General features: G+C 62.9%; 10 protein-coding genes. 3 read left to right on the forward strand and 7 right to left on the reverse strand.

What is annotated here, in order from left to right; genetic code table 11:
• Positions 1 to 427 precede the first annotated feature (427 nt).
• Together AC1RTB_RS07480 and AC1RTB_RS07485 are read right to left on the reverse strand one after the other, a co-directional pair.
• Positions 428 to 2,707, reverse strand: coding sequence for a KAP family P-loop NTPase fold protein (locus AC1RTB_RS07480; RefSeq protein ID WP_492876150.1), 2,280 nt, complete (start codon positions 2,705 to 2,707; stop codon positions 428 to 430).
• Between the two features lie 447 nt (positions 2,708 to 3,154).
• On the reverse strand, positions 3,155 to 5,443 hold the full coding sequence (locus AC1RTB_RS07485; RefSeq protein ID WP_492876152.1) for an NADP-dependent malic enzyme: 2,289 nt from the start codon (positions 5,441 to 5,443) through the stop codon (positions 3,155 to 3,157).
• Positions 5,444 to 5,581: 138 nt separating this feature from the next.
• Between AC1RTB_RS07485 and mutS the strand changes: the two genes are divergently transcribed.
• A complete protein-coding gene (gene mutS, locus AC1RTB_RS07490; RefSeq protein ID WP_492876365.1) occupies positions 5,582 to 8,269 on the forward strand; it encodes a DNA mismatch repair protein MutS in 2,688 nt (895 codons plus the stop codon).
• A 70-nt stretch (positions 8,270 to 8,339) separates the two neighbouring features.
• Here mutS and AC1RTB_RS07495 read toward each other — a convergent pair whose 3' ends face one another.
• Complete coding sequence (locus AC1RTB_RS07495; protein ID WP_492876153.1) at positions 8,340 to 9,209, reverse strand: hypothetical protein; 870 nt, start codon at positions 9,207 to 9,209, stop codon at positions 8,340 to 8,342.
• A gap of 293 nt (positions 9,210 to 9,502) precedes the next feature.
• On the opposite strand from AC1RTB_RS07495, the gene AC1RTB_RS07500 reads away from it, so the two are divergent.
• On the forward strand, positions 9,503 to 9,808 hold the full coding sequence (locus tag AC1RTB_RS07500; RefSeq protein ID WP_492876156.1) for a hypothetical protein: 306 nt from the start codon (positions 9,503 to 9,505) through the stop codon (positions 9,806 to 9,808).
• A gap of 15 nt (positions 9,809 to 9,823) precedes the next feature.
• Here AC1RTB_RS07500 and AC1RTB_RS07505 read toward each other — a convergent pair whose 3' ends face one another.
• The 4 genes from AC1RTB_RS07505 to AC1RTB_RS07520 all read right to left on the reverse strand — a co-directional run bounded on the left by AC1RTB_RS07505 (position 9,824) and on the right by AC1RTB_RS07520 (position 17,415).
• A complete protein-coding gene (locus AC1RTB_RS07505; protein WP_492876158.1) occupies positions 9,824 to 13,396 on the reverse strand; it encodes an autotransporter outer membrane beta-barrel domain-containing protein in 3,573 nt (1,190 codons plus the stop codon).
• 225 nt (positions 13,397 to 13,621) lie between these two features.
• Complete coding sequence (locus tag AC1RTB_RS07510) at positions 13,622 to 14,485, reverse strand: aldo/keto reductase (protein WP_492876160.1); 864 nt, start codon at positions 14,483 to 14,485, stop codon at positions 13,622 to 13,624.
• Between the two features lie 31 nt (positions 14,486 to 14,516).
• Entirely contained in the window at positions 14,517 to 14,903 is a 387-nt protein-coding gene (gene copM / locus AC1RTB_RS07515; RefSeq protein WP_492876162.1) for a CopM family metallochaperone, read from the reverse strand.
• 28 nt (positions 14,904 to 14,931) lie between these two features.
• A complete protein-coding gene (locus AC1RTB_RS07520; protein WP_492876164.1) occupies positions 14,932 to 17,415 on the reverse strand; it encodes a heavy metal translocating P-type ATPase in 2,484 nt (827 codons plus the stop codon).
• A 162-nt stretch (positions 17,416 to 17,577) separates the two neighbouring features.
• On the opposite strand from AC1RTB_RS07520, the gene AC1RTB_RS07525 reads away from it, so the two are divergent.
• Complete coding sequence (locus tag AC1RTB_RS07525; RefSeq protein ID WP_492876166.1) at positions 17,578 to 20,379, forward strand: [protein-PII] uridylyltransferase; 2,802 nt, start codon at positions 17,578 to 17,580, stop codon at positions 20,377 to 20,379.
• Positions 20,380 to 20,384 lie beyond the last annotated feature (5 nt).

Below are 20,384 nucleotides of genomic sequence, written 5' to 3' on the forward strand. Positions count from 1 at the left end.
CATTTCGCACCTTCCCCCGCCACGCCCCGTTTCCGGTCTGGCCATTGCCTGGAAAAGTTCGGGAAGCGGGGCGCGAGGCCGAGCCTTCCTATTGTAAGTTAGTGGCGCGAACCTCGCGCCCCGCCCGGTGTTCTTGCCCCGCTCAGTCGCCTCAACGCTTTCGCGCCGCCAGCCGCCGCAAGGCCCGGGCTTGGGGGCTCATCACCCAGTGGGAGAACCGACCTCCCACCAGCCCGGCACCGGCGCTTCCCCCCGATGCCCGGTGCGCACCGGGGTCCCGTGGAAGAACGCGAGGAGAATGATACGGCAGGTTTTCAGGGCGTGGAAAAACGGGGGCCGTCTATCCACGCGGATTGCTGACAGATGGTGACAGGAACGACAGCCCTATCAATGCTGCGCGAAACAACAAGCCACCTCCTGCCGATATTTAAGCCTTGACTTCAGACCAGAAGCGGCCGGGATCGCGTTCCGGCGTGGCCTGAAACTGTGTCAAGATAGACAGATGGGGCCGCTTTGTTTCCGTCGCTTTAAGCATAGCTTCAACCCTGCCACGGAAGCGGGTCAAATCCAGCAGCGGGTCAAGCGGCTCCAAATGCACATAAGTCGTTCTCTTAGAAACTCGGTCACCCATCCCACTGAGACCAGCCCCACTGGACCAAATCTCGGCGATGACATCACCGGCAATAGCTGCAACAAATTCGTCTCGCTCAAGTTGGGAATCCGTCCACTTTCGCACCTCTTCAGCTCCGGCGCGCTCACTCCATAGATACAGCAATGCTACTAAGCCTTGCTCGCGTATCAAGGTGTCATCTTCCGCTGCGGCGCGGATGCGATCTAGAGAAAGACCATAGAGCCACTCGGCAGCCTCATCGTCGACTAGCTTCTCGGAACCTTCATCTTCAGACGTTCCCCGCTTTTCCTTTAGCGACTTGCATCGGTCCGAAATGCTCACAAGCCACATGAGCGACGCACTTTCGGCAGCTTTTCTAATGAATTCGGTACGCATTGGGAGATCGAAACGATCCATCAAAAGGTTATTTAGCAACCAGTGCAGCCTCAACTGATTAGAACCAATATCAAATCCGCGTTTCTTGTCGGATTTGATATCTAGCTGATCCGCGACTGCAAAAATATCTTTCAAGAACTGGCCAACGTCAGCGCCCACGATGTCGCCTGCTCGTATATTGAGTTCCTGCAACGCAAGAGAAGCCCGAGTTCCTCCCTTCCGGCGACTTTGCACGAGAAATGCCAACAATGCTGCCGCCGTAGCACCTTCGACGCCGGCCTTGGCGACCAATTCGTCACTTTCAATAGCAGTGATGCCATCGTTGGCGACTCCAAACGCGAAATACGTCCGGAAATGCTCCTCAGCACAAATAAGCCTATCACGTTGCCAATGGTTAGGTTTTCCATGCCATGTGTTGCTCCAGATGGCATCTAATCTAGGAAACAAACGGCGCAGAGCCCGCTTCGCCACCTCACGTTGACGCTGTGGGAGATTGTCCAAGAAAACTGAATTGTACTCCGCCTCCAAGACCTCTCGATTATGGCCATGCTCTCGCTGGCTCCCAGTAAGCATTTCAGGATGAGAGCGAACCGTCTGATGCACAGGCGGCAAGAAAAGGCGAATTGCCTCAATTGCTAGGAAGTCCGCTCGGTCCACATCTTCTGCAACTGCTGGCCAACTTACTTTGATGGCGTTACTCAATCTCACGGTATCGCGCGGAGTTGTGAGAAGGGGCGCGACTGCATCGTAGAAGAGATTCAAGAAACGCTGCATCTTCCTCTCTGACGGAGCGCCCATGATTTCCTCGACAGTCCGCAGAAGCTGATTTTTCAAATCATCCGCATCAGGAATAGGAAGATCGAATGCACCTTGGATGACCTTCTCAAGGTAGCTAGCTCCTTCCGCCGGGAAGCGTTGGGCGACCATCTTTTCGGCCAAATGCCTATCAAACGCCATGAGGTAAACTACGTTTGGCAGCCGACCTACAGACTTCACCAGTTTGAAAACTTGCAGAGCATCATCAGTATTCAAACGGTCAATGTCATCGATCACTATAAGAAATTTCTTGTTTTGACTGTCTAATGCTGCGGCGAGCTTTCGATGTTCCCCTTCGACTGTAGTTTCATATTTCGTAAGTTTCTCCAAAAGAGTCGCGCCACCCGTCACTGCCGTCCCAACCGCTGGCGTAGCAAGCAGCGACACCAGCCCGCCAAGGAGAGGACCTGCAGATGATAAGCGACTGCCGAGGCTTGCCATCGCCTCTCTCGCCTTTTCGTCGAGAGATTTCCCAATTGTTGCGCGCATCTCTTGGAAAAACGAGATTGTGAGCGCTTCGGCTCCAGCAAACCACCAAGGATTGAACGCGATAGGGACTATTCGTCCCGATGCAACCTCTTCCGAAAGGTGATGTAGTACGAGATTGGTTGCGCTGCTTTTTCCGGAGCCCCATGCCCCGTTGATTGCATAAACGAGCCCATCACTCGCATTTGCTAACGAAATACTTTTCGCAATAGCCTTCGCAAATGGATCGATGCCGAAGGCGTCATGCTCGGGTAGGCGGATCGGTGAATCACCCTGCACGCCGTGCGTAGTTGATCTAATGTCTCCCACATCTGGCCTTTCGGCCGCTTCCGAACTTTCAGCGTCTGGAACGCCTTTTTGAGGGGGAGCTTTTCGAAAAGACCCAAGCCAATTTGGCAACGCAATCCTCCCATTTGTCGCAAGAACAATTCTGAATATACTATGCCAATTTCAAGATATATCTTGCTGATTTATCGGTGTATGGTGGCAATTTTCACATTAAGTATCACACTCTACTGATGGCGCATGAGAAGGTGTTTACGGAAGAGCTACCAGCGAAGTTCGCAAATGAGGCCGTCCTCGCCGCCTTACGATACGAGACGCCTCTCCCCACTGGCGTTAGCGGCGAGGAACAGCAGAAACGCCTCATTCCTTCCCACCCCCCCCCCTTCTGCCCTGCCGGGCATCTCCCCCTCAGGTGGGGAGATCAGCAGCTTCGGCGCCTCGCGCAACCATCTACCTGAGGCGAGGAATGGCGGCAGCGCAGCGATCCTTCGCGCCCCCCTCTGTCCTGCCGGACATCTCCCCCACGAGGGGGGAGATCAGCGGTTGGTGCGTCTTCGCTCCTCAAGTCCCAGCGTTATACGCAGCAATCGCCGCCATGTTGACGATGTCGGAGTCCTTGGCGTTGAGGGAGACGATCTGCACGGGCTTGTTGAGGCCGACGAGAAGCGGGCCGATGACGGTGGAGCCGCCGAGTTCCTGCAGCATCTTGGTCGAGATGGCGGCGGAGTGGAACGCCGGCATGACCAGCACGTTGGCGGCGCCCGAGAGGCGGCAGAAGGGGTATTGCTGCTGCATCAGGCGGTGGTTGAGGGCGACGTCGGCGGCCATTTCGCCGTCATATTCGAAATCGACGCGGCGCTTGTCGAGAATCTTGACCGCTTCCTGGACACGCTCGGAACGCTCGCCGGGCGGGTTGCCGAAGGTCGAGTAGGCAAGCAAGGCGACGCGGGGTTCGTAGCCCATGCGGCGGGCGAAGTGCGCGGCTTCCTCGGCGATGTCGGCGATCTGCTCGGCATTGGGCATGTCGTGGACGGCGGTGTCGGCGACGATGACGGTGCGGCCGCGCGCCAGCACGATCGACGCGCCGATGACGCGGTGGCCGGGTTTGGCGTCGATGACGCGGCGGACGTCTTCGAGCACGGTCGAATAGTTGCGGGTGACGCCTGTGACCACGCCGTCGGCATCGCCAAGGGCGACCATGCAGGCGGCGAAGTGGTTGCGGTCGTTGTTGATCAGGCGCTGGCAGTCGCGCAGAAGGTAGCCCTTGCGCTGCATGCGCTCGTAGAGGAAGTCGGCATAGATGGCGTTGCGGCGCGACAGGCGCGCATTGATGATCTCAAGGCCCGGTTTGTTGAGGTCGATGCCGGCGTGGCGGGCGTTTTCCTTGATGACGTCGTCGCGGCCCAGAAGAATGGCGGTGCCGAGCTTCTGGTTCACGTAGGAGACGGCGGCGCGCATGACCTGCTCCTCCTCGCCCTCGGCGAAGACGATGCGCTTGGGCTGGCGCCGGACGCGGTCGTAGATGCGCTGCAAGGTCGAGGCGATGGGGTCGCGGCGGGCGGAGAGCTCGTTGGCGTATTTGTCGAGATCGAGGATCGGCCGGCCGGCGACACCCGATTCCATGGCGGCCTTAGCAACAGCGATCGGGATCGCCGAAATCAGGCGCGGGTCGAACGGCACCGGGATGATGTAGTTGGGGCCGAATTTCGGCCGGTTACCCTGATAGGCGGCGGCAACGTCGTCGGGCACGTCCTGGCGGGCGAGATCGGCGAGCGCGTTGGCGGCGGCGACCTTCATGGCGTCGTTGATGGTTGTGGCACGCACGTCGAGCGCGCCGCGGAAGATGTAGGGGAAGCCGAGCACGTTGTTGACCTGGTTCGGATAGTCCGAACGGCCGGTCGCCATGATGGCGTCGGTGCGTATCTCGGCGACCTCCTCGGGGGTGATCTCCGGATCGGGATTGGCCATGGCGAAGATGATCGGGTTCTTGGCCATGGACTGGATCATGGCGGGCGTGAGCGCGCCCTTGGCGGAGAGGCCGAAGACGATGTCGGCGCCGTCCATGGCGTCGGCAAGCGTCCGCGCCTCGGTCTTGACCGCATGCGCCGACTTCCACTGGTTCATGCCTTCGGTGCGGCCCTGGTAGACCACGCCCTTGGTGTCGCACAAGATGACGTTGTCAGGGGTGAAGCCCATCGACTTGATGAGCTCGATGCAGGCGATGCCGGCGGAGCCAGCGCCATTGCAGACGAGCTTCGACGTCTTCATGTCGCGGCCGGTGATGGCAAGCGCGTTGATGAGGCCGGCGGCAGCGATGATGGCGGTGCCGTGCTGGTCGTCGTGGAAGACGGGGATGTCCATCAGCTCGCGCAGGCGCTGCTCGATGATGAAGCACTCGGGTGCCTTGATGTCTTCGAGGTTGATGCCGCCGAAGGAGGGACCCAAGAACCGCACGCAGTTGATGAACTCCTCGGCGTCTTCGGTGTCGACCTCGAGGTCGATGGAATCGACGTCAGCGAAGCGCTTGAACAGCACCGCCTTGCCTTCCATGACGGGCTTGGAGGCAAGCGCGCCGAGATTGCCGAGACCCAGGATCGCGGTACCGTTGGAGATGACGGCGACCATGTTGCCCCTGGCGGTGTAGTCATAGGCGCGGGAGGGGTCCTCGGCGATGGCGAGCACGGGCACGGCGACGCCGGGCGAATAAGCGAGGCTGAGATCGCGCTGGGTGGCCATCGGCTTGGTCGGCACGATCTCCAGCTTGCCGGGGCGGCCCATGGCGTGGAATTCGAGCGCCTCCTCAGCGGAAACGGAGGGGCCGGAATTGTCGGTTTTCTTGTTCGAGGCCATGGTGCGAAACGATCCTACCCTTGAAATATTCTTTTTGTGGAGCGTTTTGGATTAAGGCTACACATCGGCGCTGTAAACCGCCAAGCAGAGCGGTGGATTTCCTTTTTTGAAAGCTCAGGCGTGAACGATCGACCGACGATGTCAGCGGAAATGCCGGTGCATGCGCCGCCGACGCCGATGATGGAGCAGTATATCGAGATCAAGGCGGCGAATCCGGATTCGCTGCTGTTTTACCGCATGGGCGATTTCTACGAGCTGTTCTTCGACGACGCGGAGAAGGCATCCCGCGCGCTCGGCATCGTCTTGACCAAGCGCGGCAAGCATCAGGGCCAGGACATCCCGATGTGCGGGGTGCCGATCCATGCGGCCGACGACTATCTGCAAAAGCTGATCGGCCAGGGTTTCCGCGTCGCCGTGTGCGAGCAGATCGAGGACCCGGCGGAGGCCAAGAAGCGCGGCTCGAAATCGGTGGTCAAGCGCGATGTGGTGCGCCTGGTGACGCCTGGCACGATCACCGAAGACAAGCTGCTTGCGCCGCAGGAATCGAGTTTCCTGATGGCGCTGGGGCGAGTGAAGGGTGCGGGCGAATCCGCCCTTGCGCTCGCCTGGATCGAAATCTCGACGGGTGTGTTTCGGGTCGCGGAGACGACGCCCGACCGGCTCGCCGCCGACATCTTCCGCATCGACCCGCGCGAGCTGATCGTCGCCGAGCCGGCGTTCCATGACGAAGACCTCAAGCCGACGTTCGACCTGATCGGCCGCATCGTCAACCCGCAGCCGCCTTCCCTGTTCGACTCGACCTCGGCGCCGGGGCGTATCGCGCGCTTCTACGAGGTGGCGACGCCTGACAGTTTCGGTGCGTTTTCGCGCGCGGAGCTTTCGGCGATCTCGGGCGCGATCGCCTATGTCGAAAAGACCCAGAAGGCCGAGCGGCCGCCGCTGTCGCATCCCGAGCGCGAGCAGGAAGGCTCGACGCTGTTCATCGACCCGGCGACGCGCGCCAATCTCGAACTGCTGCGCACGCTGTCGGGCGGCCGCGACGGTTCGCTGTTTCGGGCGGTGGATCGCACGGTGACGGGCGGCGGGGCGCGGCTTTTGGCCGACCGGCTGATGTCGCCGCTGACCGATCCCGACGCGATCAATAGCAGGCTCGACGCTGTGTCGTTCTTCCTGTCCGAAACCAGGCTGACCGAGGCGCTCAGGCTCAGCCTCAAGGGCGTCGCCGACATGCCGCGCGCGCTGTCCAGGCTTGCGCTCAACCGTGGCGGCCCGCGCGATCTCGGCGCGCTGCGCTCGGGCTTTGCCGCCGCACGCACAATTGCCGGGCTGTTTGGGACAGCACCGCTGCCTGAGGAGCTGCAAAGGGCGATGGCAGCCATTGCTGCGCTGCCATTGGACTTTGCCGAGCACATCGACGCGGCACTGGGCGACGAGCTGCCGCTGCTCAAGCGCGACGGCGGGTTCGTGCGGCAGGGCTATCACGGCGAACTCGACGAGATGCGGGCGCTGCGCGACCAGTCACGGCGGGTGATCGCCGGCATGGAGCGCGACCTGATCGAAGAGACCGGCATCCGGTCGCTGAAGATCCGCCACAACAACGTGCTCGGCTACTACATCGAGGTGACGGCCAACAACCAGACGGCACTCAACGGCACGGACGAGGCCAAGGCGCGCTTCATCCACCGCCAGACCATGGCAAGCGCGATGCGCTTCACCACCACCGAGCTTGCCGGGCTGGAAACCAAGATCGCCAACGCCGCCGACCGGGCGCTGACCATCGAACTCGCCGCCTTCGACCAACTTGTGGTGGAGGCCGTCACCAATGCGGACGCAATCCGCGCCGGGGCCAATGCGCTGTCGGTGCTCGACGTTTCGGCCGCGCTTGCCGTGCTTGCCTCCGGCGAAGCCTGGTGCCGGCCGCAGGTCGACCTGAGCCTTGCCTTCGAGGTGACGGGTGGACGCCATCCTGTCGTCGAACAGTCGCTCCGGCGCACGGCTTCAGCACCCTTCGTTGCCAATGACTGCGACCTGTCGCCGGCCGAGAATGGCCGCAACGGCGCGATCTGGCTGCTCACCGGCCCCAACATGGGCGGTAAGTCGACCTTCCTGCGCCAGAACGCGCTGATCGCCATCCTTGCACAGATGGGCTCGTTCGTGCCGGCGGAAAGTGCCCATGTCGGTGTCGTCGACCGGCTGTTTTCGCGTGTCGGCGCCTCCGATGATCTGGCGCGCGGGCGCTCGACCTTCATGGTCGAGATGGTCGAGACCGCCGCCATCCTCAACCAGGCGAGCGAGCGGTCACTTGTCATCCTCGACGAGATCGGGCGCGGTACCGCGACCTTCGACGGCCTGTCGATCGCCTGGGCGGCTGTCGAATATCTGCACGAGAAAAACCGCTGCCGCGCGGTCTTCGCCACCCATTTCCATGAGCTGACCGCACTCTCGGGCAAGCTCGAACGCCTGCACAATGTGACGATGCGGGTGAAGGAATGGGAAGGCGAAGTGGTGTTCCTGCACGAGGTCGGCAAGGGTGCCGCCGACCGCTCCTACGGCGTACAGGTGGCGCGTCTCGCCGGCCTGCCGGACGCTGTGGTGGCGCGCGCCAAGGAGGTGCTGCACCAGCTCGAGGAAAGCGAAACCTCGGGGAAGGCCAACCGGCTTGTCGACGATCTGCCGCTGTTTTCGGTCGCGGTGAAACGCGAGGCGGCCAAGCCCGTCGCCAATGACGCGCTGACCAAGGCGCTCGAAGGGCTCAGCCCCGACGAGATGACACCGCGCGAGGCGCTCGATGCGCTTTACAAGCTCAAGGGGCTTTCGGGCCGCTGAGCGAGCGCGCCAGCCGCACCGTGCGGCTGGCCAAGACCTCGACGCCGACCGCTCGCGATCGGCGGGAAAGTCACTTCTTCAGGAACTTTTCCAGCGAGTAGGAGAAATTGAGGCCGGCGAAAATTCGCCAATCCGGCGCCGGGCCGTTGTGGGCAACGGTGTATTGCGGCTCGATGAAAGCGTTCATCTTGACGTCGTCAGTCAACTGGAAAAGCTTGCCGACGCCGAGGCCGACGGGGATCATCCAGTTGTCATTCTCAAGGTTGAAGGTCCACGCCGCCGTGGACTGAAGGTAGAAGCCGTTGGGCAGATTGTAGAATACGAACGGCTCCAGATCGAGCGACTTCACATCCTTGCGATCTTCGTCCCCGGCAAATGATTGCTGATAGGTCGCAAGACCACCGACAAGCCCCCAATCCTGCGGCACCACGAAGGCAGCGGCCGCACCGGCCGTCCACTTGCCGTTGCCGAAGCGTTTTTCGCTGGCAATCGGAGCGCCAAGGACGGGGCCGATACCGAACGCCCAGCCCTTCTGCTCGAAGACGGCGACGTCGAACACCACAAGGTCGCCCCAGCCCGAAAGCTGCCCTTGTTCAAACGACGGCTCGGTGATCACCGGCAAGGAAAAGCGCATGAGGTTCGGCGTGTCGAACAGCATCATCGGCACGAGCCCGCGCAGCAGAAACACGTTGGCGTCCTCGCCAAGCGGACCGCCGAGATCGGGGATGTAGAAATTATGCAGGTTGAGCGTGATCGCCGGATTGAGGGGATTGTTCGAGTTGTTCATATCCTCGGACGATACGCCCTTCTTTTCCTGTGCCATCGCACCGGACGAGCCGGCCAGAATGCAGGCAAGAAGTGCCGATATCCATTTGGTCGGCGTCGAACCCTGTCCTGAAGGCGCGGATCGGCCCGTTTGTTCGGCGAGGTATGAAATCATGCCTTATCCCCGTTCTGGCAAGGCTGAGTGCAACCCTCAACCGGTTTTGCGCCTCCTTCCGAAGGCTGGCTCCAGAGGTAACAGCCTGAAGCCGGAACATTCAACCTAGACCATGTCGTTATGCCGTGAGTTTTTCCCCGAGCGTCCCTTGTATGTCCGAAAGGCCGCTCTGAATGCTTGAACCTGTGCGTCGGCATGAAGTTGGATTCGCATGCCTGCGCTGCCTTGTTGCAGGCGCCATCATGTTGCGCGAATGTGAAGCCAGTATAACGCAAGCTTTGGGAGCGTTCGAAATGCGAATAACTTTCGCTGGCGCAGCCGTTTTCGCCACAGCCACCTCATTTGCGTGGGCGGCCAGCGCGTCGATCCCGTTGGTCAATGCCACCTGCCCCGGCAAGATCGAAGTTCACGCCGACAAGGGTGGCCCGATCTACATCAATGGCAAGGAAGGCAAGCTGAAGAAATTCAGCGAAAACTACTACGAGGCCAAGGGAAGCGGCGTGACGATCTCGCTCAGCATCAACCCGGATGGCTCTGCTGCCGTATCCTACACCGGCAAGCACGGAGCGAACGGCATCTGCACGGTCAAGAAGAACTGAGCGTTTGTCGTTCCTTCACCACTTGACCTTCAAGCCGGCCTTGCCTTCCCAGGCATGGGCATCGCCGTTGAAGGCGGCCTCGTAATTGACGTTGCCATAAAGTGTGGTGGCGTCGGTGAGCTGCATGGCGGCCCCCAGGCCGAGCTTGCCCCAGGTGCCGCCAAGGTCGGCGGTGAAGGGGATCGGGCCAGTCGCCGACGAGAACTCGGTCGTCGGATCGCCGAGGAACTCGTGCCAGACATCGGCACGGCCCCATAAGGTCAGCTTGCGCGGCGGCGCGCTGCCGTTGCTCGTGGCAGGTTCCTGGCCTCCCAGGTCCCAGCTGTGCGACAGCCGCGCCCCGATCCGCCCGGCCAGTGAATTGGTGTCGGAATAGCTGACATTGGCGGCCCCGTCGTTGAAGCCGGAGACATTGATCAGCTGGTAGACAAGCTGCGCCTGCGGTTCGAGCAGCCAGTTGTTGCCGAGGTCGAAGGGATAACCGCCTTCGAGTGACGCAGCCAGGCCGAAGGCGTCGGTGTTGCCTGCCCGCAGGCCGCGATCGGCACTCATTTCCATATCGTACCAGGTCGCCTGGACAACGCCGTCGAGATAGGCGTTGTTCTCCCAAAACCGCGTCCAGTAGCCGCCGACGCTGAAGGCGGTGAAGTCGTCGCTGCCGCCAGCGAAGCTGCGGCCGAGCAGGCTGTGCTCGACATCGGCGCTGGCGCGGCCAAGCGCAAAATAGACACCGGCATTGTCGCGCTTGCCGTCTGCATATTCCTTGCGGTGCAGGTCGAGCCCGAACTGCAAGGCGCCGTAGGAATAGTCAAAGGCCGGACCTTCGCTGCCATAGATGCCGACCGGATCGCCGTCGCGGTGGCCCCATTGGCCGATCACCCGGCCCCAGGCACCGTCAGGCTGGTTGTCGCGGCCGGGGCTGAGCAGCTGGGCATCGCCGCCCATGCGTTCATGCAAGGTGCTGATGAGCCCACGGCCATAGATCGCGGCGGCAACCGGCATCGCTGCATAAAGCGAGACCTCCTGGCGGTAATGTGGCTCCAGCGGCTGACACGCTGAAGCGGCTGGGGCCAAGGTGCAATCGAGTTCGGAGCGCAGATACCAGTTTTCCGGCCCCGAGCCGTCGACGCTTGCGCGGTAGAGCGTGTATTCGTAAGGGCCGGCGACGGCCGGCCGGCCGAGCGCGAAGGCACCTGATGCGGTGGTTCCGCCATTGACAGTATCGACCACCAGGATGCCATTGGCGACGGTGAGGTCGCCAAGACCGCCGGCATTGGTGATCACCAGCTTGCTTGTGCCGCTCGCGCTGCCACCGTCGATCACCAGCCTGTCGGACGGCGAGCCGTCGGCGTTGAGATGGGTGTTGAGCCCGATCGCGCCACCCTCGCCGACATAGTTGACGACCGTCAGCGTCTTGTAGCTCGCAAGCTGCGCCAGGTCGCCGGTGGGTGTTGAAAACTGGATCAGGCTTGGGTCGTTGACCAGATTGGTCAGATTGGACGATCCCGTCATGTTCCAGGTGCTGTCGACCAGCGTCAGGTTCGAGGTGCTGCCAGGATCGGTCAACGCCGCCCCCGTCAGGGTCGAGTTGGTGGCCACGATGTTGGCGACAGCGGGATCGGTGCCAGCATAAACGGTAGAGGCTCGCGGCGAGATTCCCAGTTCGCCGATCCCATCGGGCGAGCCGAGCACAGGGGTGGCGAGCAGGCCGCGACGTGCGGTGGCGGCGAAGTCATCCGCAGCCCCTACCCGCAGCCAAAGGTTGCCGCCCGAAACGGTGCTGTTGGTGAGGCCGATGTTGGCACCACCGCCGGCCACGGCAATCGTCGGCGCCGCAGTGCTGGTGAGCGCGCTGCCGGCATAGGTGGCCGTGGCCGTGCTGCCTGCTGCCGCCGTAGTGAAAAGCGCGGACGCGTCGGCCGCCCCAGGCGATACGGTTGCGCCACTCGCCACAAGCGTGCCGTCGCCGGTCAACAGCGTTCCATGGGCGCCGCCGCCTGACGTCACGACGCGGACGCCGGTCAGCGAGATGACGCTTCCCGCACCATCGGCCTCCGATCCGTGCGCGGAAAGGCCCTGGGTCGTGATGCTGCCGTTCGACAACGAGACGAGACCGCCGCCAAAGGCATGGGCGCCGACGGCATCGGCACCAGCGGTCGAGACGGTGAGGTTGCTCGCCGTGGTTTGCCCCCCGACGCCACTCGCGCCCAGGCCGAGCGCGCCCGCGCCCAGGGTCGAGACGCTGCCGCCATTGTATTCGATTGTCCCCAGGGCGGCGTAGGCGCCATATCCGCTATCGCCGGTGGTCGTGATCACGACACCGGTGCCGCTCACAAACGAACCTGCGCCGCTGCTGAAGATGCCGAGAGCCACCGCGCCCGACGTGTCGACAGTGACATTGTTGGCGATGATGGCTCCGCCGGTGCCCGTCTGCAGACCGTAGCCGTTGGCACCGCTGGTGGTGACCTTGGTATTGGTCGCTGTCGTCCGTGACCCCGCCGAGCTGGCCCGCACGGCAACGCCGAAGCCACCCTCGGTCACGATCTCGCTGTTGGTGACGGTCAATTGGCCGGTGAGGAACGAGCTCACGCCATAGGCGCCATAGGACGAGCCGCCAACAACGAGAGGCGCCGCTGTTGTGTGGATCCGCACATTGTCGAGACCGATGACGCCACCTTGGTAGGCGTAGGCGCCAAGGCCAACTTGCCCGGACGTGGTGATAGCGCCGTTGCTGAAGGTGATGCTGGTGCCGGTGCCGTTGGCGAGGAGACCATAGGCGCCGCCCACAATCGTTCCGGAAACGCTCGCTCCACCTGTTGTGGTCACGGTCGCGCCAACCGCTGTGATCAGGCTGCCGTTGCCTTCGCTGCGTAGTCCGTTGGCATCCACACCGGCCGTCGTCACCGAGGTTCCCGTCTGAAGGTCGACCTTGCCGCCATTGAGGGCATAGGCGCCGTAGGCGTTGGCGAGACTTGTGGACATCACCGTGCCTTTGACGGTGACCAGCGAGCCTGTGCCGGTCGCCTGCACACCGTAGCCGCCCTGGCCAAGGGTGGTGACGCTGCCGCCGTTGAGGGTGATGAAACCGCCTGCGGAGGCGACCCCGCCAGCACTATTGGGGCCACGCGCAGTGATGTTGCTGCCGGTCAAGGTGACGCTGCTGCCATTCGCGGAGGCGATGCCGTGTGACTGGGAGCCGCGCGTTTCGATGGTGAGATTGGTGCCGGTGATTGTGCCGACATCGGCTGACAGTGCATTGGCGAGAGAGCCAGTGGTCCTCATCAAGGCGATGTTGCTCAGCGACATCGTGCCGCCGCCCTCGACGCGGGCGACGAAAGCACGGTCGCCCGCCGTGGTCAGGCTCGTGAAGCCGCTGGCGGTCAGCAGGCTGGGGGTGCCACCGCTCGATCCTTGCGAGAGCAGGATGTAGCCGTTACCGCCGAAGAAGGTCGTCGAATAGGTCGGCCCGGGATAGGTGCCGTTCGGGACAGTCACCTGGGCGCCACCCGAAGCGGTGATCGGCAACGTTTGCGCAGATGCAGCACCCGTCCCGACCAGGAGCACCGCTGCGCCCGTTGTGGCGAGCAAGGCAAGTGCGGTTGTTTTGGAGAGCCGGTCGGCTGCTCGCCAAGAGGCGGAACATGCAGGCAAAAGATCCAGGCTCACGACTCACCTCTATCGCTTCACCCATTCCCCTAGGTAATGATGGACGCTAAGCTTGGGTTTCCGCAAGGTAATTTCTACCTGGACGGGTGATGGACCTGGCCAAGTGTTGCATTAAACCCGCAATACAGGCGAGCCGGCCTCGTGCTGTCAGATCATTTCCAGCGGGCGCTTGCGGGCCGGCGGCGGGAAGAGACGGTCGAGCTCGGCCAGATCGGCCGCAGTCAGTTCGATGTCGCGCGCGGCGGCGTTCTGCCTGACATGATCGAGCCGCGTTGCCTTGGGGATGGCGATCACGCCCGGCTGCGCCATGACCCAGGCAAGGGCGATCTGCGCGGCAGTGGCATCGTGGCGGGCGGCGATGGCGGCAAGGCCCTTGTTGTCGGCCAGCGCACCCTGCTCCACCGGCGAATAGGCCATGATCGGCATACCACCGGCGCGGCACAAGGGCATGAGGTCGAACTCGATGCCGCGACGCGTCAGATTGTAGAGCACCTGATTGGTCTGGGCGTTGTTGCCCGCAGACAGGCGGCCGATTTCCTCCATGTCGTCGGTGTCGAAATTGCTGACGCCCCAATGGCGGATCTTGCCCGACTGGCGCAGCTCCTCGAACACGGCGATGGTTTCCGACAACGGCACGCCGCCGCGCCAGTGCAGCAAATAGAGGTCGATGCGGTCGGTGCGCAGGCGCTTGAGGCTCGCCTCGCAAGCCCTGACGACGCCATTGCGCGAGGCGTTGGACGGCAGCACCTTGGAAACGAGGAACACCTCGTCGCGGCGCCCGGTGATGGCCTCGCCCACCAGTTTTTCGGCACCGCCGCTGCCATACATCTCGGCGGTGTCGATCAGCGTGACGCCGAGATCGAGCCCGAGCCGGAGGGCAGCGATTTCGTCGGCCGCACGGTTGCGGTCCTCGCCCATCATCCAGGTGCCCTGGCCGAGCACGGGAACGACTTCACCTGAGGCAAGTGTCGTGGTTCTGGACGGTGAAGAGGCTTTGGATGATGAAGGCATGGCGGGCTCCGATCCGGTTTCCGCCCTTATCTCACTTCGCCGGGTTCGCGGCCAGCCAGGCTTCCATCTGCTTGATCTCGGCCTCCTGGGCGGAGACGACCTCTTCGGCGAGCTTGCGCATCTCGGGGTTCTTGCCGTGTTCGAGCAGGACCTTGGCCATGTCGATGGCCGCCTGGTGATGCGGGATCATGCCACGGGCGAAGTCGACATCGGCATCGCCGGAATATTCGACGGCCATCATCGCCGTGTGCATCTTGTCCATCGCCGCCTTGTAGGCCTCGGTGGCAGCGCTGTTGGCGGCAGGTGCCGCCATATGGGCGCTATGGTCCATGGTCTGGGCCGGTGCTGTTTCAAGCAGAACCGCAACCAGCATGCCGGCCGCCATCAGGCCGAGCACGATCTTCTTCATCCAGTTCATCCAAAATTCCTTGTTCTTGTAACGAGGTTCAGAGCTTGAGGGCTCTGAGCCGCAGCGCGTTGGCAATGACCGACACCGACGACAGGCTCATCGCGGCGGCGGCAATCATCGGCGACAAAAGCGTGCCGAGGACCGGATATAGGACACCGGCGGCCACGGGAACACCCAGGACGTTGTAGATGAAGGCGAAGAACAGGTTCTGCTTGATGTTGCCGATGGTCGCCTGGGCCAGCCTGCGGGCGCGAACGATGCCGCCCAAATCGCCCTTGAGCAGCGTGATGCCGGCACTTTCCATCGCCACGTCAGCCCCCGTGCCCATGGCGATGCCGACATCGGCAGCGGCCAAAGCGGGCGCATCGTTGACGCCGTCGCCGGCCATGGCAACGCTCTCGCCCTTGGCACGCAGCTCGTCGACCAGCGCCTTCTTGCTCTCGGGCAACATGTCGGCGCGGACTTCGTCGATGCCAAGCTTCTGGGCCACCGCCTTGGCGGTGCGTCCGTTATCGCCGGTCGCCATGATGATCTTGAGGCCGAGACCGTGCAGGGTGCGGATCGCCTCGGCCGCCGTCGCCTTGATCGGATCGGCGACAGCAACGATACCGGCCGGCTTGCCATCGACGGCGACGAACATGGCGGTCTTGCCATCGCCGCGCAGGGCATCGGCGCTGGCTGCAAGCTCCGCCGTGCCGAGGCCGAGGTCGGCCATCATCGCGGCATTGCCGAGCGCGACCTTGCGGCCGGAGACGGTGCCTGACACACCCTTGCCGGTGATGGATTCAAAGTCCTTCGCGTCGGGCACGGCCACACCGCGCTTGGCCGCACCGTCGACGATGGCTTCGGCGAGCGGGTGTTCGGAGCCCTTTTCGAGGCCGGCGGCGAGCGACAACAGTTCGTCCTCCGCGATGCCCTTGGCGGCGACCACGTCGGTCAATTGCGGCCGGCCCTCGGTCAGCGTGCCGGTCTTGTCGACAATGAGGGTGGTGACCTTGGAGAAACGCTCAAGTGCTTCGGCATCCTTGATCAAAACGCCAGCCTGGGCACCTCGGCCGGTGGCCGTCATCACCGACATCGGCGTGGCGAGGCCGAGCGCGCAAGGACAGGCGATGATCAGCACCGAGACCGCCGAAACGATGGCGAAGACCATGCTCGGCTCGGGGCCGATCAGCGCCCAGACGATGAAGGCGGCGATGGCGATCAGCACCACCGCCGGCACGAAGTAGAACGAGACGCGGTCAGCGAGGCCCTGGATGGGCGCGCGGCTGCGCTGGGCCTTGGCGACCATCTCGACGATCTGCGACAGCACCGTGTCGGCACCGACCTTGTCGGCGCGCATGATCAGCGAGCCGTTCTTGTTGAGCGTGCCGCCGGTCAGCCTTTCGCCCTCGACCTTTTCGACCGGGACCGGCTCGCCTGATATCATCGATTCGTTGACCGAAGAGCGGCCTTCCAGCACGATGCCGTCGACCGGGATGGCATCGCCGGGCCGGATACGCAGGCGGTCGCCGCTGACGACTTGTTCCAGTGGCACTTCGCTTTCCGAACCGTCATCGGCGATACGGCGCGCGGTCTTGGGGGCGAGGTCGAGCAAGGCACGAATGGCCGAGCCGGTGCGCTCGCGGGCCCTGAGCTCCAGCACCTGGCCCAAGAAGACCAGCGCGACGATGACAGCAGCCGCCTCGAAATAGACCGGCACCGAGCCGCCATGGCCACGGAACTGGTGCGGGAACAGATCGGGGAAGAGCGTGGCGACAACGCTGTAGATGTAGGCAGCGCCGACACCGAGCGAGATCAGCGTCCACATGTTGGGGCTGCGGTTGAGGACAGACTCCCAGCCGCGATGGAAAAACGGCAACGCTGCCCACAGCACGACAGGCGTCGCGAGCACAAGCTCGAGCCAGACGGCAGTCCGTTCGCCGATCCACTCGCGCACCGGCAGGCCGACCATCGGCCCCATGGTGATGATCAGAAGCGGGATCGACAGGACCGCGCTGACCCAGAAACGGCGCGTGAAATCGACGAGCTCGGGGCTCGGCCCCTCGTCGCCGGTCGGCATGACAGGTTCCAGCGCCATGCCGCAGATCGGGCAGGAGCCGGGCTTGTCGCGGATGATCTCGGGATGCATCGGGCAGGTGTATTGCGAGCCCTTTGGCGCCGGTGCTGCGGCCGGCTTGTCGCCCAGGTATTTTGCCGGCTCGGCGGTGAACTTGCCCTCGCAGCTTGAGGAGCAGAAATAGTAGCCCGCTCCCTCATGCTTGAGGAAATGCCTGGCGCTGTCGCGGGCGACATCCATGCCGCAGACCGGATCGGTGGCGCTGATGAACTTTTCCGGATCCTTGGCGAATTTGTCGCGGCAAGAAGCACTGCAGAAATGAAACAGGTGGCCCTTATGTTCGAGCGTCGGCTTGCCGGCGGCCGGATCGACAATCATGCCGCAGACGGGGTCGCGAACCACTGTTTCGGGCGCGGCGGGCGTCTTTTCCGGATGATGATGGTGGGCGTGCTTATCATTCATTGGTCAAAATCCACGCTTCTTGAAAGAATCAGACATAGAGGTTCCACTAGGTGGAAGGTCAATGCGAAATGCCCCTGGAGGCGTGGCTGTTCTCACCACCATACCCATGGCAAAAAATTCGCGCTATAGACGCCGCCACAAGGGCAAGGCCAGCCGAGGCAGATGACGAAAATCCCGCTTAAGCTCGAACAGCTGATCGACGCTGACGAACTGCGCCGCCAACTGACGGCGTTGACCAGCGCCACGGGTGGCGACGGCGCCGATCCCGCCTTGCGCGCCAAGGCCTTGCTGCTGTTCAAGGAACAGGTCGCTGCCGGCAAGGCCGTCGCCGAAAAGATGCTGATGGAAGACAGCGGCGGCACCGCCTGCGCGACGCGCATCTCGCACCTGATGGATGAGATCATCCGCGTCCTCTACGATTTCGCCGTCACCCATGTTTACCGGGCCCAAAACCCGTCTTCGGCCGAACGCATGGCGGTGGTGGCGGTCGGCGGCTATGGCCGGGGCACGCTTGCGCCGGGATCCGACATCGACCTTTTGTTCCTGCTTCCCTACAAGCAGACGCCGTGGGGCGAGCAGATTGTCGAATACATGCTCTACATGCTGTGGGACATGGGGCTGAAGGTCGGCCACGCCACCCGCAACATTGATGAATGCCTGAGGCTTGCGCGCGGCGACATCACCATCCGTACGGCGATCCTCGAAGCGCGTTTCGTGTGGGGCGAAGAGGCGCTTTGCGACGAGCTGATCGAGCGCTTCGACAAGGAACTGGTGAAGGACACCGGCGCCGAGTTCGTCCAGGCCAAGCTCGCCGAGCGCGACGCCCGCCACGCCAAGGCTGGCGAAAGCCGCTATCTTGTCGAGCCCAACATCAAGGATGGCAAGGGCGGCCAGCGCGACCTGCAGACGCTGTTTTGGATCGGCAAATATTACTACCGCGTGCGCACCGGCGCCGAGCTGATCGACAAGGGCGTGTTCACCGAAGGCGAATATGGCCAGTTCGTCGAGGCCGAGGATTTCTTGTGGGCGGTGCGCTGCCACATGCATTTCCTGACCGGCAAGCCGGAAGAGCGGCTGCATTTCGACATCCAGCGCGAGATCGCCGAGCGACTGGGCTACACCAATCAGCCAGGGCTGTCGGCCGTCGAGCGCTTCATGAAGGACTACTTCCTCGTCGCCAAGGAAGTCGGCGACCTGACCCGCATCTTCTGTGCTGCGCTCGAAGAAGAGCAGGTCAAGGACGTGCCGGGCTTCAACCGGTTCCTGCAGGGCTTTTCCAGGCGTCGGCGCAAGCTTGCCGGCACCAGCGATTTCATCATCGACAACCACCGTATCACGGTTGCCGACGACAAGGTGTTCGAGCGCGACCCGGTCAACATGGTGCGTTTCTTCTGGTTCGCCGACCGGCACGGGCTGGAGCTGCATCCCAACGCGCTGAAGCTTCTGACCCGCTCGCTCGGGCTTGTCGACCGCAGCCTCAGGCGCAATGCCGAGGCCAACCGGCTGTTCCTCGACGTGCTGACCTCGGACCGCAACCCCGAGCTCAACCTCAGGCGGATGAACGAGGCCGGGCTGCTCGGGCGGCTGATCCCCGATTTCGGCAAGATCGTCGCGATGATGCAGTTTTCGATGTATCACCACTATACGGTGGACGAGCATCTGCTGCGCTGCATCGGCGTGTTGTCGGAGATCGAGCATGGCGACGGCGCCAAGATCCACCCGCTCAGCCACTCGCTGATCGGCGGCATCAAGAAGCAGCGCGAGGCGCTTTATGTCGCCGTGCTTTTGCACGACATCGCCAAGGGCCGGCCGGAAGACCATTCGGAAGCCGGCGCCAGGATCGCGCGGCGGGTCTGCCCGCATATGGGCCTGTCGCCCACCGACACCGAGACGGTCGCCTGGCTGGTCGAGAACCATCTGGTCATGTCGATGACGGCACAGACGCGCGACCTCAACGACCGCAAGACGATCGACGATTTCGCAACCGTCGTGCAGTCGGTCGAGCGGCTGAAGCTGCTGCTGATCCTGACCGTCTGCGACATTCGCGGCGTCGGCCCCGGCGTGTGGAACGGCTGGAAGGGCCAGCTCTTGCGCACGCTCTATTACGAGACCGAGCTTTTGCTGACCGGCGGTTTTTCCGAGCTGTCGCGGGCCGAGCGGACGGCTGCGGCGCGCGAGACACTGGCGGCAGCCCTTGCCGACTGGCCGGACGAGCTGCGCCAGAAATACGTCAAGCTGCACTATGACGCCTATCTGCTGACCGTCGATTTCGAAGACCAGAAGCGTCACGCCGAATTCATTCGCGCCGCCGACGAGGCCGGCAAGCAGCTGTCGACCATGGTCAGGACGCACGAATTCGAGGCGGTGACCGAGATCACCGTGCTGGCGCAGGACCATCCCCGCCTGCTGTCGGTGATCGCCGGTGCCTGTGCCGCAGCCGGCGGCAACATCGTCGACGCGCAGATCTTCACCACCGTCGACGGGCGCGCGCTCGACATCATCCTGATCAGCCGCGAATTCGACCGCGACGAAGACGAGCGGCGCCGAGCCGAGCGCGTCGGCCAGCTGATCGAGGATGTGCTGTCGGGCCGCGCCTGGCTGCCGGAGATGATCGCCAAGCGCGCCAAGCCCAAGCGCGGCCAAAAGACCTTCCGCATCCAGCCGCGCGCCGAGATCCGCAACGCTTTGTCGAACCGATTTTCGGTGATCGAGGTCGAGGGCCTCGACCGCCCCGGCTTCCTGTCGGAGATCACCGGCGCGCTGTCGGACCTGTCGCTCGACATCGCTTCCGCGCACATCACCACCTTTGGCGAGAAGGTGATCGACACGTTCTACGTCACCGACCTGACCGGCCAGAAGATCGACAACCCGACAAGGCTCGAAAACATTCGCAAAAGGCTGATCGCCACGCTCGATGGTCCCGCCACCGAGCGTATCAAGGCCAAGGCGGCAGCAGCCGAATGATGACT

The organism is Aminobacter sp. GW821-FHT11F06 (assembly GCF_058808215.1).